21 protein-coding genes are annotated in these 22,689 nt (G+C 64.4%); 8 read left to right on the top strand and 13 right to left on the bottom strand.

The genetic code is table 11. The features are described from left to right. Nucleotides 1-18: 18 nt before the first annotated feature. From ACE3TY_RS00895 to recA, 3 genes are all read right to left on the bottom strand, one after another. Nucleotides 19-1,377, bottom strand: coding sequence for a hypothetical protein (locus ACE3TY_RS00895; protein WP_374650010.1), 1,359 nt, complete (start codon nucleotides 1,375-1,377; stop codon nucleotides 19-21). A 34-nt stretch (nucleotides 1,378-1,411) separates the two neighbouring features. Continuing rightward, a complete protein-coding gene (gene mobA, locus ACE3TY_RS00890; protein WP_374650008.1) occupies nucleotides 1,412-2,071 on the bottom strand; it encodes a molybdenum cofactor guanylyltransferase MobA in 660 nt (219 codons plus the stop codon). Between the two features lie 204 nt (nucleotides 2,072-2,275). Next, nucleotides 2,276-3,358 carry a recombinase RecA gene (recA, locus tag ACE3TY_RS00885; protein WP_374650007.1) on the bottom strand — a complete coding sequence of 361 codons (1,083 nt, stop codon included), beginning with the start codon at nucleotides 3,356-3,358 and terminating at the stop codon, nucleotides 2,276-2,278. 385 nt (nucleotides 3,359-3,743) lie between these two features. Here recA and efp point away from each other — a divergent pair, with 385 nt between their 5' ends. From efp to ACE3TY_RS00860, 5 genes are all read left to right on the top strand, one after another. Continuing rightward, on the top strand, nucleotides 3,744-4,310 hold the full coding sequence (gene efp / locus ACE3TY_RS00880) for an elongation factor P (protein ID WP_374650005.1): 567 nt from the start codon (nucleotides 3,744-3,746) through the stop codon (nucleotides 4,308-4,310). A gap of 8 nt (nucleotides 4,311-4,318) precedes the next feature. Next, entirely contained in the window at nucleotides 4,319-5,107 is a 789-nt protein-coding gene (locus tag ACE3TY_RS00875; RefSeq protein ID WP_374650004.1) for an inositol monophosphatase family protein, read from the top strand. A 156-nt stretch (nucleotides 5,108-5,263) separates the two neighbouring features. Next, the gene (locus ACE3TY_RS00870; protein ID WP_374650003.1) at nucleotides 5,264-6,574 is read left to right on the top strand and encodes an OmpA family protein; all 1,311 of its coding nucleotides are present in this window, start codon (nucleotides 5,264-5,266) and stop codon (nucleotides 6,572-6,574) included. Between the two features lie 51 nt (nucleotides 6,575-6,625). Beyond that, nucleotides 6,626-7,732 (top strand): flagellar motor protein MotA, encoded by a 1,107-nt coding sequence (locus ACE3TY_RS00865; RefSeq protein ID WP_374650001.1) that lies wholly within the window; start codon nucleotides 6,626-6,628, stop codon nucleotides 7,730-7,732. A gap of 158 nt (nucleotides 7,733-7,890) precedes the next feature. Next, nucleotides 7,891-9,042, top strand: coding sequence for a peptidoglycan -binding protein (locus ACE3TY_RS00860; protein ID WP_374649999.1), 1,152 nt, complete (start codon nucleotides 7,891-7,893; stop codon nucleotides 9,040-9,042). A gap of 26 nt (nucleotides 9,043-9,068) precedes the next feature. Here ACE3TY_RS00860 and ACE3TY_RS00855 read toward each other — a convergent pair whose 3' ends face one another. Genes ACE3TY_RS00855 through ftsE form a run of 4 tightly spaced genes read right to left on the bottom strand, consistent with a single transcriptional unit; the run spans nucleotide 9,069 to nucleotide 12,189 of the window. Beyond that, on the bottom strand, nucleotides 9,069-9,803 hold the full coding sequence (locus ACE3TY_RS00855) for a lysophospholipid acyltransferase family protein (RefSeq protein ID WP_374649997.1): 735 nt from the start codon (nucleotides 9,801-9,803) through the stop codon (nucleotides 9,069-9,071). Continuing rightward, nucleotides 9,776-10,546, bottom strand: a complete 771-nt coding sequence (locus ACE3TY_RS00850) for a YdcF family protein (RefSeq protein WP_374649995.1) — start codon at nucleotides 10,544-10,546, stop codon at nucleotides 9,776-9,778. Before ACE3TY_RS00850 ends, ACE3TY_RS00855 begins: the two co-directional genes overlap by 28 nt. A gap of 21 nt (nucleotides 10,547-10,567) precedes the next feature. Then, nucleotides 10,568-11,488, bottom strand: a complete 921-nt coding sequence (locus ACE3TY_RS00845; RefSeq protein WP_374649993.1) for a cell division protein FtsX — start codon at nucleotides 11,486-11,488, stop codon at nucleotides 10,568-10,570. Further along, nucleotides 11,488-12,189, bottom strand: coding sequence for a cell division ATP-binding protein FtsE (ftsE, locus tag ACE3TY_RS00840; protein WP_374649991.1), 702 nt, complete (start codon nucleotides 12,187-12,189; stop codon nucleotides 11,488-11,490). The genes ACE3TY_RS00845 and ftsE overlap by 1 nt, the downstream gene beginning before the upstream one ends. A gap of 158 nt (nucleotides 12,190-12,347) precedes the next feature. On the opposite strand from ftsE, the gene ACE3TY_RS00835 reads away from it, so the two are divergent. Continuing rightward, nucleotides 12,348-13,256 (top strand): DUF3426 domain-containing protein, encoded by a 909-nt coding sequence (locus ACE3TY_RS00835; RefSeq protein WP_374649989.1) that lies wholly within the window; start codon nucleotides 12,348-12,350, stop codon nucleotides 13,254-13,256. 363 nt (nucleotides 13,257-13,619) lie between these two features. Further along, the gene (locus ACE3TY_RS00830; RefSeq protein ID WP_374649987.1) at nucleotides 13,620-13,997 is read left to right on the top strand and encodes a response regulator; all 378 of its coding nucleotides are present in this window, start codon (nucleotides 13,620-13,622) and stop codon (nucleotides 13,995-13,997) included. 248 nt (nucleotides 13,998-14,245) lie between these two features. Here ACE3TY_RS00830 and ACE3TY_RS00825 read toward each other — a convergent pair whose 3' ends face one another. From ACE3TY_RS00825 to argH, 4 genes are all read right to left on the bottom strand, one after another. Then, complete coding sequence (locus ACE3TY_RS00825) at nucleotides 14,246-16,792, bottom strand: TIGR02302 family protein (protein WP_374649986.1); 2,547 nt, start codon at nucleotides 16,790-16,792, stop codon at nucleotides 14,246-14,248. A gap of 27 nt (nucleotides 16,793-16,819) precedes the next feature. Beyond that, nucleotides 16,820-18,079: a diaminopimelate decarboxylase gene (gene lysA / locus ACE3TY_RS00820; protein ID WP_374649984.1), complete on the bottom strand. Its 1,260-nt coding sequence runs from the start codon at nucleotides 18,077-18,079 to the stop codon at nucleotides 16,820-16,822. A 72-nt stretch (nucleotides 18,080-18,151) separates the two neighbouring features. Beyond that, on the bottom strand, nucleotides 18,152-18,328 hold the full coding sequence (locus ACE3TY_RS00815; protein WP_374649982.1) for a hypothetical protein: 177 nt from the start codon (nucleotides 18,326-18,328) through the stop codon (nucleotides 18,152-18,154). Then, entirely contained in the window at nucleotides 18,325-19,740 is a 1,416-nt protein-coding gene (gene argH, locus ACE3TY_RS00810; RefSeq protein ID WP_374649980.1) for an argininosuccinate lyase, read from the bottom strand. The genes ACE3TY_RS00815 and argH overlap by 4 nt, the downstream gene beginning before the upstream one ends. Between argH and ACE3TY_RS00805 the strand changes: the two genes are divergently transcribed. Then, nucleotides 19,739-20,302, top strand: a complete 564-nt coding sequence (locus tag ACE3TY_RS00805) for a TlpA family protein disulfide reductase (RefSeq protein WP_374649978.1) — start codon at nucleotides 19,739-19,741, stop codon at nucleotides 20,300-20,302. The genes argH and ACE3TY_RS00805 overlap by 2 nt on opposite strands. A gap of 20 nt (nucleotides 20,303-20,322) precedes the next feature. On the opposite strand, the gene ACE3TY_RS00800 is transcribed toward ACE3TY_RS00805, so the two are convergent. Beyond that, complete coding sequence (locus ACE3TY_RS00800) at nucleotides 20,323-21,627, bottom strand: sugar-transfer associated ATP-grasp domain-containing protein (RefSeq protein ID WP_374649976.1); 1,305 nt, start codon at nucleotides 21,625-21,627, stop codon at nucleotides 20,323-20,325. A 177-nt stretch (nucleotides 21,628-21,804) separates the two neighbouring features. After that, nucleotides 21,805-22,680 (bottom strand): 3-hydroxybutyryl-CoA dehydrogenase, encoded by an 876-nt coding sequence (locus tag ACE3TY_RS00795; protein WP_374649974.1) that lies wholly within the window; start codon nucleotides 22,678-22,680, stop codon nucleotides 21,805-21,807. Nucleotides 22,681-22,689: the final 9 nt, after the last annotated feature.

Here is a 22,689-nt window from a genome sequence, read left to right as displayed (position 1 = left end):
CGGCACCGTCAATCCGCCTCAGAGGTCGAGTTGCCGGCTGTCTCCGGAAAATTCGCAGGCGCCGCCCGGCACCCCGGATTCATCCTGGCTGTTGCGCCAGAGGCTGGGCAGGAAGAGCGGCTTGTTCTTCCTGATCGGCGCGGTCGAGACGAGGCGCAGTTGCTTGCCAGCCTTGGCTTGCGAATAGACGATCCCAACTCCGTAGAGCATGGCGCTCTCATCGTCCCAGGCGACGCGCAGCACCGTGACATCGCGCCCCCTTTCGTCCCGGCCCGGCCACACCGTGACCCTGGGCGGAGCCGCTGGCTCGCCGGCGCCGGTATTGACGGCGCCGTCGAGACCGATGCCGATCTGATGATAGGCGCGCTCGGGACCGGCGGCGGCATCGCCTTCGAAGAGTTCGCCTTCCGAGGCCGTCCATATTTCGATATGCGGCGCCTTGATCCAGGAAGCGCCCTTCGCGGCCGCAAGTGCTTCCGCCGCCAACGGGTCGCGAATCTGGACGAGCAGCGACCTGGACGTCTCGGCGATGACGCGCATTTCCGCTGCTTCCGTCGCCGGGGCCGGCTTGCCATGGATGAGGAACCCCTTGCCGCCGTCGCTTGTAAGGGCAAGGCCGCAAGTGCCCAGGGTCGTGCCGTCCGGCAATGGCGAGGGATCGGCGTCGAAAGGCATGGGTACGGCGTAAGCGGCAACGATGTCGGATGCCGGCTGCGGTTCCAACCGGCTGGCAAAATCCGGCACGATTGTCGGGCAGCCGATTTCGGCATCGGTCCAGTCGGTGCGCGGTGCGGGTGCATAGGCGTGCGCTTCGAGCGTCCGCCGGTTTACCACGGTGAGTTCGGCCGTATTCGGGGCGGCATTGTGATAGGAGCAGCTGCTCTCGCCCGTAAGGCGCAGCGGCGACAATTGGAACGTCTTCGACATATCCCAGCGCCAGGCCGATCCACCGGATTGCGTATGCGTCAACCGGTTGCCGGCGATCTCGATATCGTCATAGCCGACCATGGCCGCGCCATAGCCGTCATTGCAGAGCGGCAGCAATTTCAGCGGTCGCGCGCCGTCGGCCAGCAGCCAGATCTCGCGCCCGCCATCGAGCTGCTGGCCTTCCAGCGCGGCGTCGGTCGAGCGGCAGCCTTCCTCCGGAAAATAGTTGGGAATGTCGGCCAGGCCGAAGACCAGATCGGCGATGCGCAGCCTTTCGCCCTTCTCCCCCTTGCCCGCTTCGGTCACGGCGGTGACCTCACAGGTCGGCCGCTCGGCGCAGACGATGGCTTTCTCCTCCGGCGACAGATCGGCGGCGGTGGCGAAGGATGGCAGAACGAAAACGGCAAGGGTGAGAAGGCGGGTCGGACGGCAAGCAGCAAGTCGGCTCACTGTGGGTTTCCTGCATCGGGATGTAGACGAACGATCACCCGCCGGTCGGCATCTTGAGGAGGCTTTCGGCCAAGGCGAGATCTTCGGGTGTGTTGGCATTGAAGAATGGGTCGACCGAACCGCCCGGCAGGTTCACGACGCCTGGGAAATTGACGATATGGGTACGATGGCGGTCACAATAGCTTTCAACCCGCCGCAATCCCTCCAGCCCCAAGGCGCGGCGCAGATCCTTGCGCAGGGCGACCCGCCACAGGCCGATTACCGGATGCGTGCGGCCGTTGCTGGCGGCGATCGCGATCTCGGCACCATCGCGGATGCCGGCTGCAAGCCGCGCCACCAGGTCCGCCGGCAGGAACGGGCAATCGGTGGAGACGCTGAGGATGCAATCGGTCCCCGGCCATGCCCTGACTGCCCAGTCGAGGCCGGCAAGAATGCCGGCCAAGGGTCCGGGCTGGCCGGCGATCTCATCGGCGACGACGGCAAGGCCGAATCTGGCAAATCGCGTCTGGTCGCCATTGGCGTTGATCGCCATTTCGCCCGTCTGTGCTTTCAAGCGCGCAATCACATGGGCCAGCAGCGGCCGGCCGCCCAAGAGACGCAGACATTTGTCGCCCCCGCCCATGCGAGAGGCCTTGCCGCCGGCCAGCAGGATGGCCGGAACGGCGAATCTGGTGGTTTCAGCGGGTTTCTTCATTTCCGGCATGATCCCGAAGCTAACATGCCGCAGATCTTATTCGGAGCCGGATGAATGGTGCCAGCACCTGCAGCCTGCGCCTGGAACTGGAAGTGGCGCCGGTCCTGGAACGACGAAGCGCGCCGGCCCAGGGTGAAACCCGGGACCGGCGCACCTGCCGGAGAGAGAAGCTGGCGGCCGTGATGCGATCAGGCCGCGATGTCGTTATGAATCGTCTTCTTCCTTGTCGCCGCCCGCATCCATCATGGCGCCGGCGACGAGACCTGCATTGGCGCGGATCTTCTGTTCGATCTCCTTCGCCATCGCACCATTCTCGCGCAGGAATGTCTTGGCGTTCTCGCGGCCCTGGCCGATGCGCTGGCCGCCATAGGAGAACCAGGCGCCGGATTTCTCGACCACCCCGGCAGCCACGCCGAGATCGATGAGTTCGCCCATCTTGGAAATACCTTCCCCATACATGATGTCGAATTCGACAACACGGAAGGGCGGGGCCAGCTTGTTCTTGACCACCTTCACCTTGGTCTGGTTGCCGACCACGGTTTCCTTGTCCTTGATGGCGCCGATACGGCGGATGTCGAGGCGGACAGAGGCGTAGAATTTCAGCGCGTTGCCGCCGGTCGTGGTTTCCGGATTGCCGAACATGACGCCGATCTTCATGCGGATCTGGTTGATGAAGATCACCATGGTCTTGGAACGGCTGATCGAGCCGGTGAGCTTCCGGAGTGCCTGGCTCATCAGGCGGGCGTGGAGGCCGACATGGCTGTCGCCCATCTCGCCCTCGAGTTCGGCCCGCGGCACCAGGGCCGCCACCGAATCGACCACCAGGATGTCGATGGCGCCCGAACGCACCAGCGTGTCGGCGATTTCCAGCGCCTGCTCACCGGCATCCGGCTGGGAGATCAGCAGGTCGCCGACATTGACGCCGAGCTTGGTCGCATATGAGGGGTCGAGCGCGTGTTCCGCGTCGATATAGGCGCAGGTGCCGCCGGCCTTCTGCGCCTCGGCGCAGACCTGGAGAGCCAGGGTCGTCTTGCCCGAGCTTTCCGGACCGTAGATTTCGATGATGCGGCCACGCGGCAGGCCGCCGATGCCCAATGCGATGTCGAGGCCCAGCGAACCCGTTGAAACGACTTCGGTTTCTACCGCCTGCTCGCTCGAGCCCAGGCGCATGATCGAGCCCTTGCCGAAGGCCCGCTCGATCTGCGACAGCGCCGCGTCCAAAGCCTTGTTCTTATCCATATTGTCCTTGCCGTCCCTGTCCGAAATACGCACGACGTTCTGCGACATAAGCGTCTCTCCCACCTTAGATCACAGCACCGGAGCAGTGACAATTCGGCGCCGAATGAAAACCAATGTACAGCCTTTGTTCCGCTTGTAAAGGATTTAGATCGAAAAGAGAACAATTGCGGAAATTCCGTTCCTTTCCAGCTAGATATAGTGATGTATCCGAAACCCTACCCACAAGGCGCTGGCTGGTGCCGCCTCGTTGTGCCCTTTTGGCGGCGCATCCGAATCGGCTGACCCGTATTAAGCGCGTGGAATGCATGCATTGCGCGCGACCGGCGCAGCCGGCGGCCAGTGGGCGTGGCCGCGGTTTACTATCCGGCACCCACCTGCTAGAAACCGCCCGCTTTTCCAGCCAACACCTTTGAAGACTGATCAGGTTGACGCCATGAAGATCAACGGCAATGCCATTCGCCCAGGCAACATCATCGAACACCAGGGTCGCCTCTGGCGCGCGGTCAAGACGCAGCATGTGAAGCCAGGCAAAGGCGGCGCCTTCCTGCAGGTCGAATTGAAGGACATCCGCGACGGCACCAAGCTCAACGAGCGTTTCCGCTCGGCCGACATCGTCGATCGCGTCCGCCTGGATGAGCACGAATATCAGTTCCTTTTCGCCTCGGGCGACGACTACACCTTCATGGACAACAACACCTTCGAGCAGCTCACCCTCAACGCCGACCTCATCGGCGAGCCGGTGGTCTATCTGACCGAAGGCATGGTGGTGACGGTGGAAAGCTATGAAGGCTCGCCGATCTCGGTGACCCTGCCCGAAACCGTGGTCTGCCTCATCGTCGAGGCCGACGCCGTGGTGAAAGGCCAGACGGCTTCCTCCTCCTACAAGCCGGCCGTGCTCGAAAACGGCGTGCGCGTCATGGTCCCGCCGCATGTCGGCGCCGGCACCAGGATCGTCGTCCGCACGGCCGATTCCGAATATATGGAACGGGCCAAGGACTGACCGCCCAGATGGCCATCCGCTCAGCCCTCATCAATGTCATGTGCAAGGCGGCCGACAAGGCCGCGAGATCCCTCCGCCGCGATTTCGGCGAGGTCGAACAGCTGCAGGTTTCGCAGAAGGGCCCGGCGGATTTCGTCAGCACGGCCGACCACAAGGCGGAGAAGCTGATCAAGGAAGAGCTGAAGAAAGGCCGTCCCAGTTTCGGCTTCCTGATGGAAGAGAGCGGCGAAGAAGCCGGCAGCGACGCCGATTCGCGCTGGATCGTCGACCCGCTGGACGGCACCACCAATTTCCTGCACGGCATTCCGCATTTCTGCATCTCGATCGCCCTTGAAGTGAGGGGCGAGATCGCGGCTGGCGTCGTGTTCGATCCGATCAAGGACGAGCTCTTTTACGCCGAAAAGGGCGCCGGCGCGTTCCTCAACGACCGCCGCATCCGCGTTTCGGGCCGCAAGAATCTCAACGAAAGCCTGCTCGCGACCGGTATTCCCTTCCGCGGCCACGGCCATATCGAGCGTTTCCAGAAGCAGATGGACAAGGCCATGCGCGAGACCGCCGGCATCCGCCGCTTCGGTGCCGCCGCCCTCGACCTCGCTTACGTTGCCTGCGGCCGCTATGAGGGCTTCTGGGAGGAATTCCTCTCGCCCTGGGACCTCGCGGCGGGGCTGCTGCTGGTCAAGGAAGCCGGCGGCTATGTCAGCGACTTCAAGGGCAAGCCGGTGGTGCTGGCCACGGGCGAGATCCTGGCCAGCAACAACACCCTTCACGCCCCGATTCAGAACCTCATCAGCCACTGAGTCGCGCCGCGTCGATTGCCCGCCGGTGCGGCCGGGCGTGCATTTATCCGCTAAATACTTACCCCGACAGGGCAAAGTGCCGGTTGTAGGGACAAAATCGGATCGGCTATAGTCCTCGCCAAATTGCACCCCTTTTTTCGAGAGTGGCAGGCGGAAATGAGCAAGCAGGCAAAAGCGGCGAACTGCGGCAAAAGTGCGGGTTTCCATCGTCTCCTTCTGGCCGGCGCGGCGGCGATCGGGTGCCTCTATCTGGCACCGGCCGCCCAGGCCCAGCAGGCCTACTATCTGCCGCAGGCCAGTTCCGCTCCGGTGACGGTCAATTACGGCGCGCTCAGCCCCTATGCCGCGCCCGGTTACGGCTCCCCGGGTGTGGCCGCCGGCTTCCAGCCTTATGGCTATGCCCCCGGCACGGGAACAAGCGCGGCGCCGAAATCGGTTTTTACACCCTACGCCCAGCCTGTCGCCGTTCAGCCGGCCTACAATCAGCCGGTCTATGGCTATGCGCCGGCGGCACGCACACCGTTTGTGGCGCCCTATGCCAATCCGGCCTTCGCCCCCGGCGGCCTTGCCGCCAATCGCGCCGGGCTGCCGATCAGCACGCCGACCTCGAACGGAATGCCGCAGAGCTACCTGAACGTGCCTGGCGCCCAGCAGGCCGACGCGGCGCCCACCAAGAAAAAGCGCAAGAAGAAGAAAGCCGCGGCCCCCGCCGAAATGCCGGCGACGACGCCGACCGCCACCGAGGAAGCCGCCGCCGCCCAGGTGGCTGCCGCCGAAGCGGTGCTGGAATCGGCGCCCGCCCAGGTTGCCCCCACTCAGGCGACCCCCACTCCGGCAGCGGAGGCCCCGGCGGAAGCTCCCGCGGCCGAAACGCAGGTCGCCGCAGCACCGGAGCCCGTCCCGGCGCCGACACCGCCGGCCGAACCGGAATCCGTCCCGGCCAGCGTTCCCTCCCCGGCCGAGAATGCGCCGGCCGCCGCCGCCGCCGTGGCGCCGGCTACCGAACAGCCCGCGCCCGAGGCTGCCGCTGAAACTCCGGCCGCGTCGACGGCAAGCGAAGCCACGTCCGCCGCCGAAGCCCCGACCGACCAGGTCGCCAGCGCCGAAGCGCCGGCCGAAACCGCGCCGGACACCAGCGGCAGCGCCGTGCTGCCAGCCGGCGGCACGCGTATCGTGTTCGAGGCGGGCAGCGATGACCTGCCGCAGGGGGCCACCGCCGATCTCGACGCGCTGGCCGAAAAGATGCTGGGCGATCAGAACCTCAAGGTTCAGGTCCTTGCCTATAGCAGCGGCACGCCGGATGCCGAGAGCCAGGCTCGCCGCAAGGCGCTGGCGCGCGGTCTTGAAGTGCGCAAATACCTGATCGGCAAAGGCGTCCGCTCGAACCGCATCGATGTGCGCGCACTCGGGACAAAGTCGGAAGGCAATCCGGCCGACCGCGTCGACATCGTGCCCACCGCCGGCTGAGGGTGCGTGCCCAGACAATCCGCCCGACCGCAATATAAGAAGGGTGCCTAGATGAGCCGCCCGATCTGGCAACTCCTGGCGATGCTGGTGGCGCTGCTGGCGGCCATCGGCATCGCAATCCTGCTTTGGGATCCGATCTCGGTCGCGTTCTCGCACAACCCGATGCTCAATACCGGCATCCTGGTCGTGCTGCTGCTCGGTATCCTGTTCACCATCTGGCAGGTGCTGCGGCTCTACAGCGATATCGCCTGGATCGAGGATTACCGCACCGGTGGCTTTGCCCAGAGCTACGCCCAGCCGCGTCTCCTTGCGCCGATGGCGGCCATGCTGAAGGACAAGACCGGCCGCCTGCACCTCAATGCCAGTTCGCTCCGTTCGCTGCTCGACGGCATCCAGTCGCGCCTCGACGACAGCCGCGAAATCAGCCGCTATGTCACCTCGCTGCTGATCTTCCTGGGGTTACTCGGCACCTTCTGGGGCCTGCTGGGAACGGTGAAGGGTGTCGCGGATGCCATCACCAACCTGCAGGTGTCCGGCGGTCAGGACCCGACCGTCATGTTCGATACGCTGAAGCAGAGCCTCGCCAAGCCGCTGGGCGGCATGGGTATCGCTTTTTCCTCCTCTCTCTTCGGTCTGGCCGGCTCGCTCATCATCGGCTTCATGGAGCTGCAGGCAAGCCAGGCGCAGAACCGCTTCTTCAACGAGCTCGAAGATTGGCTGTCGGGCCAGACGCGCCTGACCTCCGGCGGCACCGGTGCCTTCGCCGATGCCGGCGACCAGCCGATCCCGGCCTATATCCAGGCCCTCCTGGAGCAGAATGCCGAGAGCATCAACGAGTTGCAGCGCGTTCTCCAGCGTGGCGAGGAAGGCCGCGGCGGGACCGCGCAAGGCTTCAAGCAGCTGGCCGATCAGCTGGCCGCGCTCAACGACCAATTGCGGAGCCAGCAGCAGGTGACAGCCCGACTGGCCGAGCTGGCATCCTCCGGCGGCTTCGGCATCGATGCCAACAGCCGCAATCATCTCCGGAATCTCGACGCCCATCTCACGCGTCTATCCGACGAGTTGGCGCAGGGGCGCAATCAGTCGATCCAGGACATCCGCGCCGAAATCAAACTGCTGGCCCGCACCATCGCCGCCGCCGCCAGCAGCGAGCGCTAGGCCATGCGCATTGCGTCCCCGGCGGCCGTGTGCTCCTCCCCCCTTCAGGGGGGAGGTCGGGAGGGGGGCCGCCCCAGCCTCTGCTTCAATCAATTCTCGCCCATGCCCCCACCTAACCTCCCCCTGAAGGGGGAGGGATTGCAGAGCACGGTGCGCTAATGGCCGCCGCCGGACGCCGCCGCCAGCGACCGATGGAGGCCTGGCCTGGCTATGTCGACGTGCTGTCGACCCTGCTCATGGTCATCGTCTTCGTCCTGATGGTCTTCGTCGTGGCGCAGATGTTCCTCAGCCTCGCTTTGTCGGGCCGCGACGACGCGCTGGCCAAGCTCAATGCCCAGATATCCGAGATCGCCAACATGCTGGCGATGGAAAAAAAGACCGCCGAGGACCTCAAGAACCAGCTCTCGCAGATGTCGATCGAGCTGTCGAGCTCCACGGCCGAGCGTGACGAGTTGAAGAACCAGCTCAATGTCGTGATCGGCGAGCGCGACGCCGCCAACCGTCAAGCTACCCTCAATGCCGACCAGGCCAAGAAGCTCGCTGACGCCTATCAGACCATCGATGCGGACCGCGAGCGCATCACCGCCTTGCTCTCCGACATCGCCGCCCTTGAAAGCCTCAAGGACGAAATGCAGCAGAAGATTCTTGGGTCGGACGCCGAGAAGCAGAAGATCACCGACGAGGCGAAATTCCAGGTCGAGTTGCTCAACAAGCAAATGCTGGCGCTGCGCGAGGAACTCTCGCGCATCACGGCGGCGCTCGACGCCTCGGAGCAGAAGGCCAAGGACCAGGAGGTCCAGATCGTCGATCTCGGCAACCGCCTCAATGCGGCGCTGGCTTCCAAGGTCGAGGAGTTGGCACGCTACCGCTCCGAATTCTTCGGGCGCCTCCGGGAAGTGCTGGGCGACCGGCAGGATATCCGCATCGTCGGCGACCGCTTCGTCTTCCAGTCCGAAGTCCTCTTCGACAGCGGCTCGGCCGTGCTGGGCGATGCCGGCAAGTCGCAGCTCGACGATCTCGCCACCACGCTGATCCTGCTTTCGATGGATATCCCCAGCGATCTCGACTGGGTTCTGCGCATCGACGGCCACACCGACAAACGCCCGATCGCCACCGCGCAATTCCCGTCGAATTGGGAACTCTCCACGGCGCGTGCCGTCGCCGTCGCCAAATATCTCATCAGCCGCGGCCTGCCGCCCGACCGCATGGTGACAGCGGGCTATGCCGAGTTCCGCCCGCTCGATCCGGCGGACAATGACGAAGCCTATACGAAGAACCGCCGTATCGAGTTCAAGCTGGATCAGCGCTGAAGCCGGCAGGGCTTGGCGGGAGTGCCCTAACGCTCTTCCGCCAGCCGGTTCGACGCCGTCTCGATGCGGCTTTCCAGTTCGCGCATGAAGGCTTTGCGGTCGAGGCCGGGGGCGATGGGGGGGAGATATTCGATGGTGATCGTGCCGGGCTTCTTCAGCACGGCCTTCCTGCCCCAGAAGAGACCGGAATTGAGCGCCACCGGCACGACCGGCACGCCCAGTTGCGCATAGAGGGCGGCGACGCCGGGCTGGTAGGGCTTCCTGTGGCCGGGGGTCACGCGCGTGCCTTCGGGGAAAATGATCACCGGGCGGCCTTGCGCGAAAACCGCCTTGGCGTCGGCCACCATCTTCTTCAAGGCGCTGGCCTTGCCGCTGCGGTCGATGGCGATCATGCCGGTCCGGGCCAGGAACCAGCCGAAAACCGGAATAAGCAGCAGTTCCTTCTTCAAGACGAAGGCCGGATGGTTGAGCCGCCAGGAGAGGAACAGCGTCTCCCACGCCGATTGATGCTTCACCGCGAAGAGTACCGGCTCATGCGGCAGGTTCTTGCGTCCCACTTCGCGCGCGCTAAGGCCGACGCAGACCTTGAGCAGCCAGAGCGCGCCGCCGATCCACATCTTGGCGGCGGCATGGATGGCGCGTGAGGGGGCCAGGAGCAGCGGCAGGCAGACGATATGCATCGCCGCCGTCCACAGCAGATAGAGGATGTTGAAGACGAGGGCGCGGAAGGCCGTCATGGCTTCGGCAGCCAGTCGGGCCATTCGATATCCGGCCACTTCCAATCGGGCATTTCCCAATCCGGCCAATCGATGTCGGGCCACCAATCGGGCCTGGTCTCGATGCCGCCCAGCCACAACATGCCATCCTGCAGCGCGCCGCGGACCCAGGCGCCGACGAATTTATGATACTCGCCCGCCAGCAGAACGAGGATATGCGGCTTCACGAACCACCAATTGTCCTGCACTTCCCTGGGGAAAACCGGATGCGGAATGATCGCTATGCCGGGCAGCGCGCGATGGAATTCGAGCTGGCTGCGCTTCATATGATAGTTGGCCGTCACCAGTCGGACGGAGTTCACTTTGTTGTCGCGCACCCACATCGCCGTTTCGACGGCGTTGCCGACCGTGTTCCCGGCCTCGTAACCCAGCGTGACACAGCAGGCGAGATTGGCCGGCGATGGAATGACGCTCTTGTCGCTGCTCATGCCGTCGACGACCTGCTGCAGGGTGATCCCTTGTGCGACGCCCGTGATCAGCATGCGCGGGCTGAGACCGGCATCGAGTTGCCGGAACCCTTCCGCCAGCCGGTCGCCGCCACCGGTGAGGACGACGATGGCATCGGTCTTTGTGTCGGTATCCTTCACGCTGCGCGGAATGAAGCCGATAAAGCCCAGGAAGCCGATCAGCCAGACGAACGCCAGCAGCAGCAGCAGGTGGACGAGCTTGCGGCCCAGCCCTTCGCGCTGTGCGTGCGGATCGCGGAAATTGATGCGGTTGACCCCCATGGCGCGCCCTATCTAGCAGGTTCAGATGAACCGCGCCAGCGACCGCAGGACGGTCCAGCGGGCGGTCACCATGGCAATGAGGGCCGTGGCGACGGGCAGCAAGGCAAGGACACCCCATTGCCACGGCAGCAGTCGCAGATCCAGCGCCAAGCCCGTGCCGCCCTCCGCTTCCGCCATTTGCGCCATCGGCCCGGCCACGCGCAGCAGATGGTCGGCGCCAGCCAGCGTCGCCGCCGCCAGCAGCGTGCCGACCAAGCCGCCGACGAGGCCCAGGCGCAGCGATTGCGCCTGGAACTGGCCGGCGATGTAGGCGTCCGGTGCGCCGATGAGATGCACGATCTCGATCACGGAGCGGTGGATGGAGAGCCCAGTCCGGGTCACGAACACGATGGTCAGCGCCGTGGCTCCCAGCACCAGCCCGGTCAGCAGCAGCGCCAGCAGTTTCAGTCCGCGCAGGAAGGCCAGCGCATCGGCGATCCAATCGGCATGGGCATCGACCCGGGCACCCGGCTGCACGGCGGCAAGATCCCGCTGCAATTGCGTCTGGTCGAGTACCGCATCGTCGCGCAACGTGACGGCGATCATCGCCGGCAGGGGAATGTCGAGCTCGCCCGCCTCCGGCCCCAGCCAGGGCTCCAGCAGGCGCGCGATCTCGCGGTCATCGAGCAGAGTGGTGCCGGCCACACCCGGCGTGGCGCTCAGGAGGTCGATTACCTTGTCGAGCACTTCCGATCGTTCGGTAACGCTGACATCGTCGGTAAAGGGCACCTCGACCGTGAGATTGCCGGTAAGCCCGCTCTGCCAATGTGCCGCGAGCCGGTCGACCGCCATCGCGCTGCCCACGGCCAGCGCCGCCAGATAGACCATGAAGCCCAGTATCCAGGGCAGGAACTTGGCGGCGGCGTCCCGGTCGAGCGGCAGATCCGTGCGCAGGCCCAGCATCAGTTCAAGCCCTGGCTGAGGCCGGGAGCAGCGATACCGGCCGGATCGAACACCCGCACCGAGCTCTGCTCCAGGCGCAATTGCCGGTGCGTGAAGCGGCTGACCAGCGCATCGTTGTGGGTCGCCACGACCACGGTGGTGCCGAGCTTGTTCAACTCCTCGAAAAGATACATGAGCCGCAGGCCGATCACGTCGTCGACATTGCCGGTGGGCTCGTCGGCCAGCAGCAGATTGGGCCGCGCGATCACGGCGCGCGCGATGGCGACGCGCTGCTGCTGTCCGCCCGAGAGGGTCGCCGGCAAGGCATTGAGCTGATCGGCAAGGCCCACCCAGCTCAGCAATTCGCTGCAATGGCGGCGGATGTCTGCCTCGCGCACGCCGGCAACGCGCAGCGGCAGCGCTACATTGTCGAGGGCGGAGAGATGCTCGATGAGGCGGAAATCCTGGAACACCACGCCGACCCGCCGGCGAATCGCCGGATAATCAGGCGGCGACAGGGTGGCTACGTCGCGCCCGAACAGATTGACCAGGCCCGAACTGGGGCGCAGGCCCAGATACATCAGCTTCAGCAGCGACGATTTGCCGGCACCCGATCGCCCGACCAGAAAATGGAAGGAGCCCGGCGCCAGGGTGAAGCTGATATCCTTGAGAATCTGCGGCCCGGTGCCGTACTGCACCGAAACCTGGTCGAATAAAACCACGTGCCCAATCCCAGCTGACCAGCGGCCCGATTCCGGCGCATGCCGGACGGGGCGCGAAACATGTTGCGCCGGTCGCAGCGCAAGATCGCCGTTAACATGGCATAGCGCCTTTACCTTCGTAAAGCTGGTGCACGGGTCTCGACTCGAACGCAAGAAGGATGATTTTTCAGGCCCTTGCCGTATCGCGCCCCGGGCTTGCGCGTACCCCCGGGCTTGTCCCCCGCCGCCCCCCGACCTATAAACGTCAAGGGGATGTCGATCGAGCGGACGAATCAGTGATTGTTTCCTGTCCAGCCTGTGCCACAAGGTTTTCTTTGGATGCCGCCTTGCTGGGCGATTCCGGACGCAATGTGCGTTGCGCCAAATGCGGCCATAAATGGAAGCAGCTGCCGCCCAAGCTGGAGAATCCGGAAGGTTCGCCGGCCGAAATAGCGGTGGCGGCCGAGGTTCCGCCGCCGGCGCCGGAACCTGCAGCCGAGCCTGCGCCGCCCGTGCCGGAACCCGCCGCTGAGGCCGCGACCGAAACGCCCGGCATCGAAATTCCCGCGGCCCCGCCTCGCCCGCGTTCGCCGCAGCGCCCGACCGGTCCCATCACGGTGCCGCCAAAATTGCGGCCGATGATGCCCAAGCGCCGCTTCAGTATCCGCCCATCATACCTGCTGATCGCGGGCATGCTCCTGGGTCTTGCCGCCGCGTTCCTCTTCCGTGCCGAGATTTCGCGCGCGATCCCCGCGCTCGACATCGTCTACAGCCTGATGGGCATCTCCACCAGCAGCCCGGCCGAGGATCTCAAAAGCGGCAATCTGGTCGTCAACAAGCGCAACGAGGATGGCCGGACGGTCTATGCCGTGCAGGCGGATATCTTCAACAAATCGGAGTTCCCGGTGGCACTTCCGCCGCTGGCCGCGATCGCTTTCGATGCGAATGGCAAGCAGGTGGGCAATGCCCATATCTTCCGCCTGGAGCAGGAGAGCATCGAACCCGGCGAAACGATCCGATTCCGCACCTTCATAGAATCGATGCCGAAGGGCACCAAGAGCATGCGAATCGAATTCGTGGTCAATTAGCGCTCTCCGGATTTCGGTTGGATTTTATAGATATTTTAGCAAGAATCACACAAGCCTGCTGGCAGAAACGCCGTTATCTTACTGAAAAAACGCCATAATTTTGCCATGCTCCTGGACACAAATTGCATCCCGAGAGTGTCTGGTCTCACCAAAAATTAACGGTTGTCGGTTAGGCTCACTCTCAAGTTGAGCTGTCGCCTGGTGCGTCCGGGAAACAGGAACCGAAACGGATAATGTGCGTTGCGGTCCCGGACCGGGTTCGAACCTGACACCGCCCGGCGATGGCGAATGAAAACTGGTGAACTGATGTCGGTCATGACTGCGCGCGCTGTTTCCTCGAGAACCAGAAGGGCTGAAAACACTGTGTCCGCGATCCTGTTGGCTGAAGACGACGAATCCGTCCGCGCCTTCGTTACCCGTGCCCTCACCCATCGCGGCCATGAAGTGACAGCTGTCGGCGACGGCGAAGCGGCGATTGCCGCTTTGAAGGCCCAGACCTACGATCTGATGCTGACCGACATCGTGATGCCGGGCCTCGACGGCCTCGCGCTGGCCGAAACCGCGGCACGCATCAACCCGCGCATGACCGTCCTCATGATGACCGGCTTCGCCGACGCCCGCGAACGCGCCGATGGCGTGCGCAGCCAGCAGGGCCCGGTTGCAGACATCATCACCAAGCCGTTCAGCCTGCAGCAGATCTGCAACGCGGTCGACGCGGCCCTATCCGGCCAGCGCAACTGAGCATCGGCTTTCGCTCTTTCTCCCGGCGCGCACCTCAATCAGCCCGCCCCGGCCCACCCAATCCACCTGCATGGCGTGAAACTCGTCTTCGCCCGATAGCAGGGGATGTTTGACCGTACCCGGAGCGGTTCATAGCTTGACGGAAACGCTGATTCTCTTTCCGTCATCCCTGGCTCCGCCGACGCATGTCGCCATTCACCGACTGGGCCTGGGGGGATGACGGAGATTCTGAGTAACGTTGAAACGCCCTAGAACTGCTTCAGCAGACGGTCCAGATAGTCGCGTTCCTGCTTGGACCGGTTGGGGTCGTTGCGGCGCTGGCGCAGTTCCTCGAAGATTTCGCGGGCACGCTGCGCGTCTTTGCCGGTGCCGATATCGACATCGGAACTGTCGATGGCATTGCCGCCGGGACCGTCATCGTCGGCCGGACGTCCGAGCGGGTCCATCTTTGAACGCGTGCCACGGCCGGGAACCTGCCCGGCCTGTCGCTGCATCATTTCCTGCGCTGCCTGCATGCCTTGCTGCAACTGATTGAGCGCATTGTTCTGATCGTCGGCGGCGGCACCGAAATCCTGCTGGTTCAGTTTGTCGACGGCGCCGCGCATATACTGTTCGGCCTCGCCCAGCCCCTGCGGCAGATCGCCCAGCATGTTGCCGAAACGCTGCATGAGATTGCCGAGGTCGCGGCGCAACTGCTCCTGGCCCATGGCGCCGGAGCCTGGTCCCTGGCCGTTGCCGCCATCGCCGGGCAGGCCTTCGCCCTGCTGGCCTTGTCCTTGGTCCATTTCCCCTTCGCCCAGTCCTTCTTCACCGGGCTGCTGGCCGCGCTGGGCGTTATAGCTTTCCTCCAGCAGCTTCTGCTGGCGCTGCATCAGGCGCCCCAGTTCGCTGCTCAGCTCCTGCTGGGCGCGGCCTTCCGGATTCAAGGTGGACGGGACGCCCGCTTGCAGATTCTCCATCAGCTTCTGCAACTGGTCGAGCATCTGCTTGGCCGAATCCTTGGCCCCCGAGCGCGCCATGTTGCGCGCATCGTTGAGCATCTGGTTGAGGTCCTGCTGCGACAGTTTGAGCCCGTTTGGCGAAAGCTCGCGCATGGGCTGGCCGCTTTCCATCGCCCGCCGCAATTGCTCCTGCAGATCCTGCATGTAGCGGTTCATCGCTTCCTGCAGCTGGTTCATCAGCCGCTCGATCTCCTCGTCCGAGGCGCCGCGATCGAGCGCTTCCTGCAATTCCTGCTGCAGGCGGCGGAACTCGCTCAAGGCCAGCGACGTGCCGCCATCCTCCAGGTCGACGGCGGTATCCCACATGAGTTGCAGGACCGGCGGCAGATCGGAGGGCGCGAAATCGCTGGCCATCAGGCGGCGCGCGGCGAAATCCATGCCCATGAAAGCGACGATGCGGTCCTCGTAGGTCTCCGGCTGCGCCTTCAGCACCATCAGCTCGCGCGCGACGGAATTGTGGAACTGCCAGTCGCTGGCGACGCGTTTCCGGAGTTCGATGATGGCGCGCGCCACCGGGTGATAGAATTTCCGCTCCGGCAAGGTGAGCGCCAGCGGCGCCGAGGCACCGATCTGCCCCATCGCATCGCGCGCCACCAGGCGCAACTCCACGTCGAGCCCGGCCCAGCTATGCGCGGTGAAATCCTGGAAGCTGCCGCCCTGGGCGGTGTGACGCCCTTCCTTGTCGAGGCTGGCCTGCGCCAAGGGCAGCTTGAATTCGAAATTCGCCGTGCCGCGGCTCACCACCAGGCGCAGGTCGGTGACGCCGTAATCGTCGCTGGCGCTGTAACCCAGGCGCAGCACGCCGCGATCGGTGACGCCGGGCGTGCCGCCGAACACGGCACTGGGCGCCATATCCGGAACCACATCCACCGGCCACTCGACGATGGTGGAAAACCCCGATTTCACACCGATGCTGGTGCCGGCATTGAGCGTGGCTTCGGCGCGCTGGGTGCTGGCATCCAGTGCCTCGAACGGCTGATCGTCGTCATTGGCCATAAGCGTCGCCGGACCGCCCATGCCGCTGGTGGGCAGCCCTTGCGCCTGCATCAGCAGCCGCGAGCCCATCGGCACCTTCAACGCATCGCCGTCGGCACGTGGCTCCGCAAGGCTGAGGCTGATCGGCGGCAGGCCGGTATAATCTGGCGGTGTGATCCAGGCCTCGACCGTGATCTGGTCGCCATCCTCGATGCCCGCGAAATTGGGAATCAGCGCCTGGTCGAGGCGGCGCAGCCAGGCCTCGTTGGCGCCGAAGAAGGCGACGACCGCCAGCAGCAGGGCAAGCTGGCGCAGGGCATAGGGATCGCGCGCGGCAAGACCGCTATCGGGCAGGCCGAGATCCAGCCCGCCGATCGACTCCATCAACCGTTTGCGATGGCGCTGCCACAGGCCGATCGCCGCGGGGTCGATGAGATTGCTGACCTGCTTATCGCCGATATGGGTCAGGGGCCGGTGCGCCAAGCCACTGTCACGCTCCAGCCGCCGCAGGGCCTCCCGCCACGCCGGCAGACGGAAACCGCGTCCGCCATGCCAGAAGGCGTAGAGCAAAGCCATGGCGGCAAGAACCAGCAAGGCGACATGAACCCAGACGCCCACCAGGCGCGGCAGACCGGACCAGGCCAGCGCCAGGGACAGGGCACAGACGGCAAGTGCCGGTGTCAGCGCCGCCCACACCCGCTCGGCCAGCAGGATCGTCCAGGCAAGAACGGCCATGCCCCGCACACGGAACGGCAAGCCACCTTCCAGCACCACCGGCTTTGGGGTCTTGTCTTCTCCGAGAACCGGGCGTCGCGCCATCAATCCTCCTGCATGCGGGCCGTCAGTCTACAACCAGCTCGGGATCCTGTCTTGACCGATGATTGCGTCATAAGTTTGACGCGGCCTAACCACTTCAAACTTATCACCTTTCACCAGCACTTCCGGCAGCAGCGGACGGGTATTGTAGGTCGAGGACATGACCGCGCCATAGGCGCCCGCTTCGCGGAACAGCACCAGGTCTCCAGCCTCAAGCGGCGGCAAGGGCCTTTGTTCCGCGAACTGATCGCCCGTCTCGCAGATCGGCCCCACCACGTCTGCCCGGGTTACCGCGGCATCGTCGGCCGGCTGCCGCACGGGCAGTATCTGGTGATAGGCATCGTAGAGGGTCGGCCGGATGAGGTCGTTCATGGCCGCGTCGACGATGACGAACTTGCGGCTCACCCCTTCCTTCACATTGATGACGCGAGCCACCAGGATGCCGGCATTGCCGACGATGGCACGCCCCGGTTCAGCCTCCAGCTTCAGGCCGAGATTGCCGAAATTTTCCGCCACCGCGTTCGTATAGTCGGAGAAACCGATCGTCTGCTCGTCGCGATAGGTGATGCCGACACCGCCGCCCAGGTCGACCCGCTCCACCTTGTACCCCTTGAGGCGCAGCGCCTTCACCAGGTCCGCCATCTTCTGGAAGGCATGTTTGAACGGCGCGATGTCGATGAGTTGCGAGCCGATATGGCAGGCGAGGCCCTTCACCTCGATACCGGGCAGCGACGCGGCTTCCGCATAGATATCTGGTGCATGGTCGATATCTATGCCGAACTTGTTTTCCGACTTGCCGGTCGAAATCTTGGCATGGGTCTTGGCATCGACATCCGGATTGATACGCAACGCTACCGGCGCGCGTTTGCCAAGCGAAAGCGCTACCTCGTTGAGCGCCCGCAATTCGCCGGCCGATTCCACGTTGAACTGATAGATGCCGGCCTTCAGCGCCTCCGCCATCTCGTCGCGCGTCTTGCCGACGCCGGCAAAGACGATGTCGCCGGCGGCGATCCCTGCTTTCAGCGCACGGTACATCTCACCCACCGAAACCACGTCGGCGCCGGCGCCCAGGGATGCCAGGGTTCCGATGACCGCTTGATTGGAATTGGCCTTGCATGAGTAATAGAGCTTGGCGTTGAGCCCGCCCAACGCCACCTCGAAGTTGCGGAAATTGTCGGTGAGCTTGGCGGTCGAATAGCAATAGAACGGGGTTCCCACCTCGGCCGCGATCCGGCTCAAGGCGACGCCTTCGGCGTGGAACTCGCCGTCCTGATAATGAAAATGGCTCATGATCTTTCTATCACCTTGGCAACGTCATACCCGGGCTCTCGCCCGGAGGAAGCTGCTGGAGAGTTCTGGAGTTCAGCCGCTGAAGATGCCGGTCTGCGGCCGCGGCGTCTGTGGATATTGCGTCGGATACTTGTCCTTGTGGACTTCCTTGGGCAATTGCGGCACCCCATTGCGACCGCAGGCACCAAGGCCCGCCGTCGCGATCAAGGCCATCGCCAGTGCGACCGCCGGAAGTTTCGACATCTTCATAGGAAACGCTCCCTGGCAAGCTTGGCGGCGGCGCGCACATTGTCGGGGGCGGTGCCGCCCTCCGATTTGCGGCCGGCCACCGAATTTTCGACCTTCAACACCGGATAGACTGACTCCGCGATACGCGGCTCGACCTCGCGCATCTCGGCCAGGCTGAGATCGCCGAGGCCCTTGCCCTGGCTCTCGGCGCGCTTCACCAGGGTGCCGGTGACGTGATGTGCGTCGCGGAACGGCAGGCCCAGCTCCTTGACCAGCCAATCGGCCAGATCGGTGGCCGTGAGGAACCCGCGCTCGCAGGCCTCGCGCATGCGCGCGCGGTTGGGCGTCAGATCCCGCACCATGCCGGTCATCGCCGCCAGAGACAGCAAGGCCGTGTCCGTGGCGGCAAAGGTCGGCGCCTTGTCGTCCTGCATGTCCTTGCCGTAGGTCAGCGGCAGGCCCTTGAGAATGATGAGGAGCTGCACGGTGAGGCCGATCACTTCGCCGGCCTTGGCGCGCACCAGCTCGGCCGCATCCGGATTCTTCTTCTGCGGCATGATCGAGGAGCCGGTCGTGAAGGCATCGGACAAGGCGATGAAGCGGAAACCTTCGCTCATCCAGATCACGATCTCTTCCGCCAGGCGCGAGAGATGGACGGAAAGGATCGAGAGTGCGCCAAGATATTCCAGCGCAAAATCGCGGTCGGAGACGGCGTCCAGTGAATTGGCCGACGGGCGGTCGAAGCCCAACGCCCTTGCCGTCATCTGCCGGTCGATGGGAAAGGTCGTTCCGGCCAGCGCCGCGGCACCCAGCGGGCTTTCGTTGAGGCGCCGGCGCGCATCGCCGAGGCGCCCGAGATCGCGCCCGAACATCTCGACATAGGCAAGAAGGTGATGACCGAACGTTACCGGCTGCGCCGGCTGCAGATGCGTATAGCCCGGCATCACGGTCGCGGCCTCTTCCTCGGCACGGTCGATGAGGGCGGCGACAAGGCCGCGCGTTTCCGCCGCCACCTCGTCGCAGGCGCGCCGCACCCACAGCTTGAAATCGAGCGCCACCTGATCGTTGCGCGAGCGCGCGGTATGAAGGCGCCCGGCGGGCTCGCCGATCAGTTCCTTCAGGCGCTGCTCGACATTCATGTGAATGTCCTCCAGCGCCACCTTGAATTCGAACCTGCCGGCCTCGATCTCGGCCTTCACGGCATTGAGACCCTTGGCGATCGCCGCCCCGTCGGTCTCGGTGATGATGCCCTGTTTCACCAGCATGGCGGCATGCGCCAGCGATCCCTGGATATCCTCGGCATAAAGGCGCTTGTCGACGCCGATGGAGGCATTAATCTGCTGCATGATCGCAGCCGGGCCGGCGGCAAAGCGGCCGCCCCACATGGAATTGGCGGCATCCGGTGAAATCGAAGATTGGCTTTTGGCACTCATGATATTGAAAAAGACCGCCTTTTTGGGCTTTCTGTTGGCTCTGTCGCTGGGGCCGGCACCGATCCGGCCGGCCCTTGCCGACGGCACTTCCCCGAAACTGGGCGACTTTAGCCCGTTCGATCCGCCCCTGCCAACGCCCAATGAGGATTTCCAGGACGCTTTGGGCGCGCCTCTGACGCTGCAGAAGTTCAAGGGCCAGGTTGTCGTCCTCAATTTCTGGGCGAGCTGGTGCGGCCCCTGCGTCGCCGAAATGCCGACCCTCGACACTCTGCAGGCCGATCTGGGCGAGGCGGGCCTCGCGGTCGTCGCCATCAGCCTCGACCGGGACGGCGTCAAGAAGGCCGCCCCCTTCTTCCGCAGGACCGGCGTCAAGAACCTCACCCTCTATACCGACCGGATGAGCGATCTCTTCCAGGAACTGAAAGGCTCGGCCCTGCCCACGACCTATATCCTCGATCGCGACGGCAAAGTCGTCTCGGTCTATATCGGCGCCACAAATTGGGCTTCGGACGCGGTGAAGGCGGAGCTCAAGAAATATCTGGATGCCAAGCCAGCCGGCTGAGAAAGCGTTCCGGCCAGGATCTAGCCGGCGTTCTGCGGTTCCAGGCGGCCGGCCGGGCGCAGCGTTTCGCCTTTGGCCAGCGCCGCTTCGGCCTTGCGCACGTGGAACGCATACATCCTGGCGAAGGGCAATTCGCCGGCGGGCGCACGGTAGGTCCGCTGGATCATATCTAGCCCCCATTGATTGTTGGCTTCGATGATGCAAGGCCCGTCGGGCGTAAAGGCGACATCCCAGCCGATGCCGATCCGGTCGGGCAGCGTCGCATGCGCGCGCTCGACGAGCGCTACCGCCTCCGGCCAATGCGGCAATGCCCGGCCGGCGATAATCCCCTGGGTCGTCGGATGCCGCTCGAGCCACGTCCCGGGATCGGACAGGCCGTTATTCGTCGCCGGACCAAGCCGACCGGTCTGGACGTCGATCGCGGCCACCCAGCCGCCGCCGTGGAAGTTGTCGACGACGGCATCCGGCCCGGTGACGATCTTCATGACCGCGCATCCCACCTTGGGCGCGCCGGATTCATCCAGGCAGGTCATGATCCGCGCCGAGATGAGGGCGCCCGTGCTGAGATCCGCGATGGCCGGATGATTGCCCATGCAGCGCTGCACCAGATAGTGGTGGCGTCGCATTTCCGAGCGGACATCGCGGCGCTGGGTGAGGTCCCGGATATGCGCGAGAAGGCCCGCCGCATCGAGCTGCCTGCCATCCCGCCCAATATAGAAACCGTCGGCGAAGCGCCATTTCTCGCAGCCGCGCCCACCCTTGCACTTCACTGGCTTCAGGAACAGATCGCATGGCGGCAGGCCTTCCGCCGCGCCGTCGAAGCGGATGATCGAGCCGTCGCCGTGCACCTTCATGATCGACGCGATGCTGGACAGGCCGTGATCGCGGCAATGCTGGGCGAACAGTCCCTTATTGTTGAGAAATCGGCTGGTTGAACAGGATTTGTCGGTGGCGCGGGCGATGAGATTGTGCAGCCCGCCCTTCAGCTGATGGCGCAGCAGGTAGGCGCCGGCACGCGCGCGCAGCCGGTCGTCGAAGAGTTCGAAGCTGTAATATTCCGATGGCGAAATCGACCACCGAAAGGCCAGAGCCAGCTGCTCGCCGAACTGTCGCGGGATGCTCTTTCCCGACAGCCGCTTCACATCCGGTCCGAGGCGCGTAAGCAGCCTGGCTTCGCGAACAAGGAAATAGAACGGCCACAGCAAGGCGGCGCCCGCAAGCATCGGCAGGCCGTCGCGCGCTTCGTAGCGCCAGAAATGCCTGGCATAGGCGCGATGGAGATAGGCCGGTGTCGCCGTATCGCGCCGCGGCAGCGCCAGGATCAATTTGTTTGGTGAGCAAAACGGAATTCTTGCTCTTGCCATAGTCTCTACCCCCAATCCACGCTCCGGATTCCCTGAAATCCGGGGGCGAAAATAAGGCAGAAATCGGACCCGAACGGAGAGGTGGCAGAAGCGCGCAGCGGCAACCGGTCGCGCCGGATCGGGGCGAGGGCCGGCGGCTCAGCGCGTCGGCACCGGCGTCTCGCCGCTGTAATCGTAGAAGCCGCGGCCGGCCTTCTTTCCGTACCAGCCGGCTTCGACATATTTCACCAGCAGCGGGCACGGGCGATATTTGCTGTCGGCCAGGCCCTCATAGAGCACCTGCATGACCGCAAGGCACACGTCGAGGCCGATGAAGTCCGCCAGTTCCAGCGGGCCCATCGGGTGGTTGGCGCCAAGGCGCATCGCCGTATCGATGGCATCGACATTGCCGACGCCTTCATAGAGCGTATAGACCGCCTCGTTGATCATGGGCAGCAGGATGCGGTTGACGATGAAGGCCGGGAAATCCTCCGAGGTCGCCGTCGTCTTGCCGAGCTTTTCCGCCAGTTCCCGCACCTGGGTGAAGGTGTCGTCATCGGTGGCAAGGCCCCGGATGAGTTCGACCAGCTTCATCAGCGGCACCGGGTTCATGAAATGCATGCCGATGAATTTCTGCGGCCGGTCGGTGGCGGCGGCAAGGCGCGTGATCGAGATCGAGGAGGTGTTGCTGGCAACCAGCGTGTGCGCCTTCAGGTGCGGACACACGGCCCGCATGATTTCCTTCTTGACCTCTTCCTTTTCCGTGGCCGCCTCGATGACGATATCGGCCGGGTTGAGTTCGGCCAGATTCTGCGAGGTCTTGATGCGCGCGATCGCCGCGTCCTCGTCCGCTTGCGTGATGAGGCCCCGCTTGACCTGGCGGTTCATGTTGGCGCGGATCGTCTCCAGCGCCTTGGTGAGCTGCGCCGGGTTGTTGTCGACCAGGATGACGTCGAGCTTGGCCAGCGAACTGACATGGGCGATGCCGTTGCCCATCTGCCCCGCACCGATGATGCCGACTGTTTCGATCGTCACTTTGAAACC

Origin of the sequence: Dongia sp., from assembly GCF_041918875.1 — a bacterium.
Lineage (GTDB): Bacteria > Pseudomonadota > Alphaproteobacteria > Dongiales > Dongiaceae > Dongia.
This window is presented reverse-complemented; position numbering and strand designations above follow the sequence as displayed.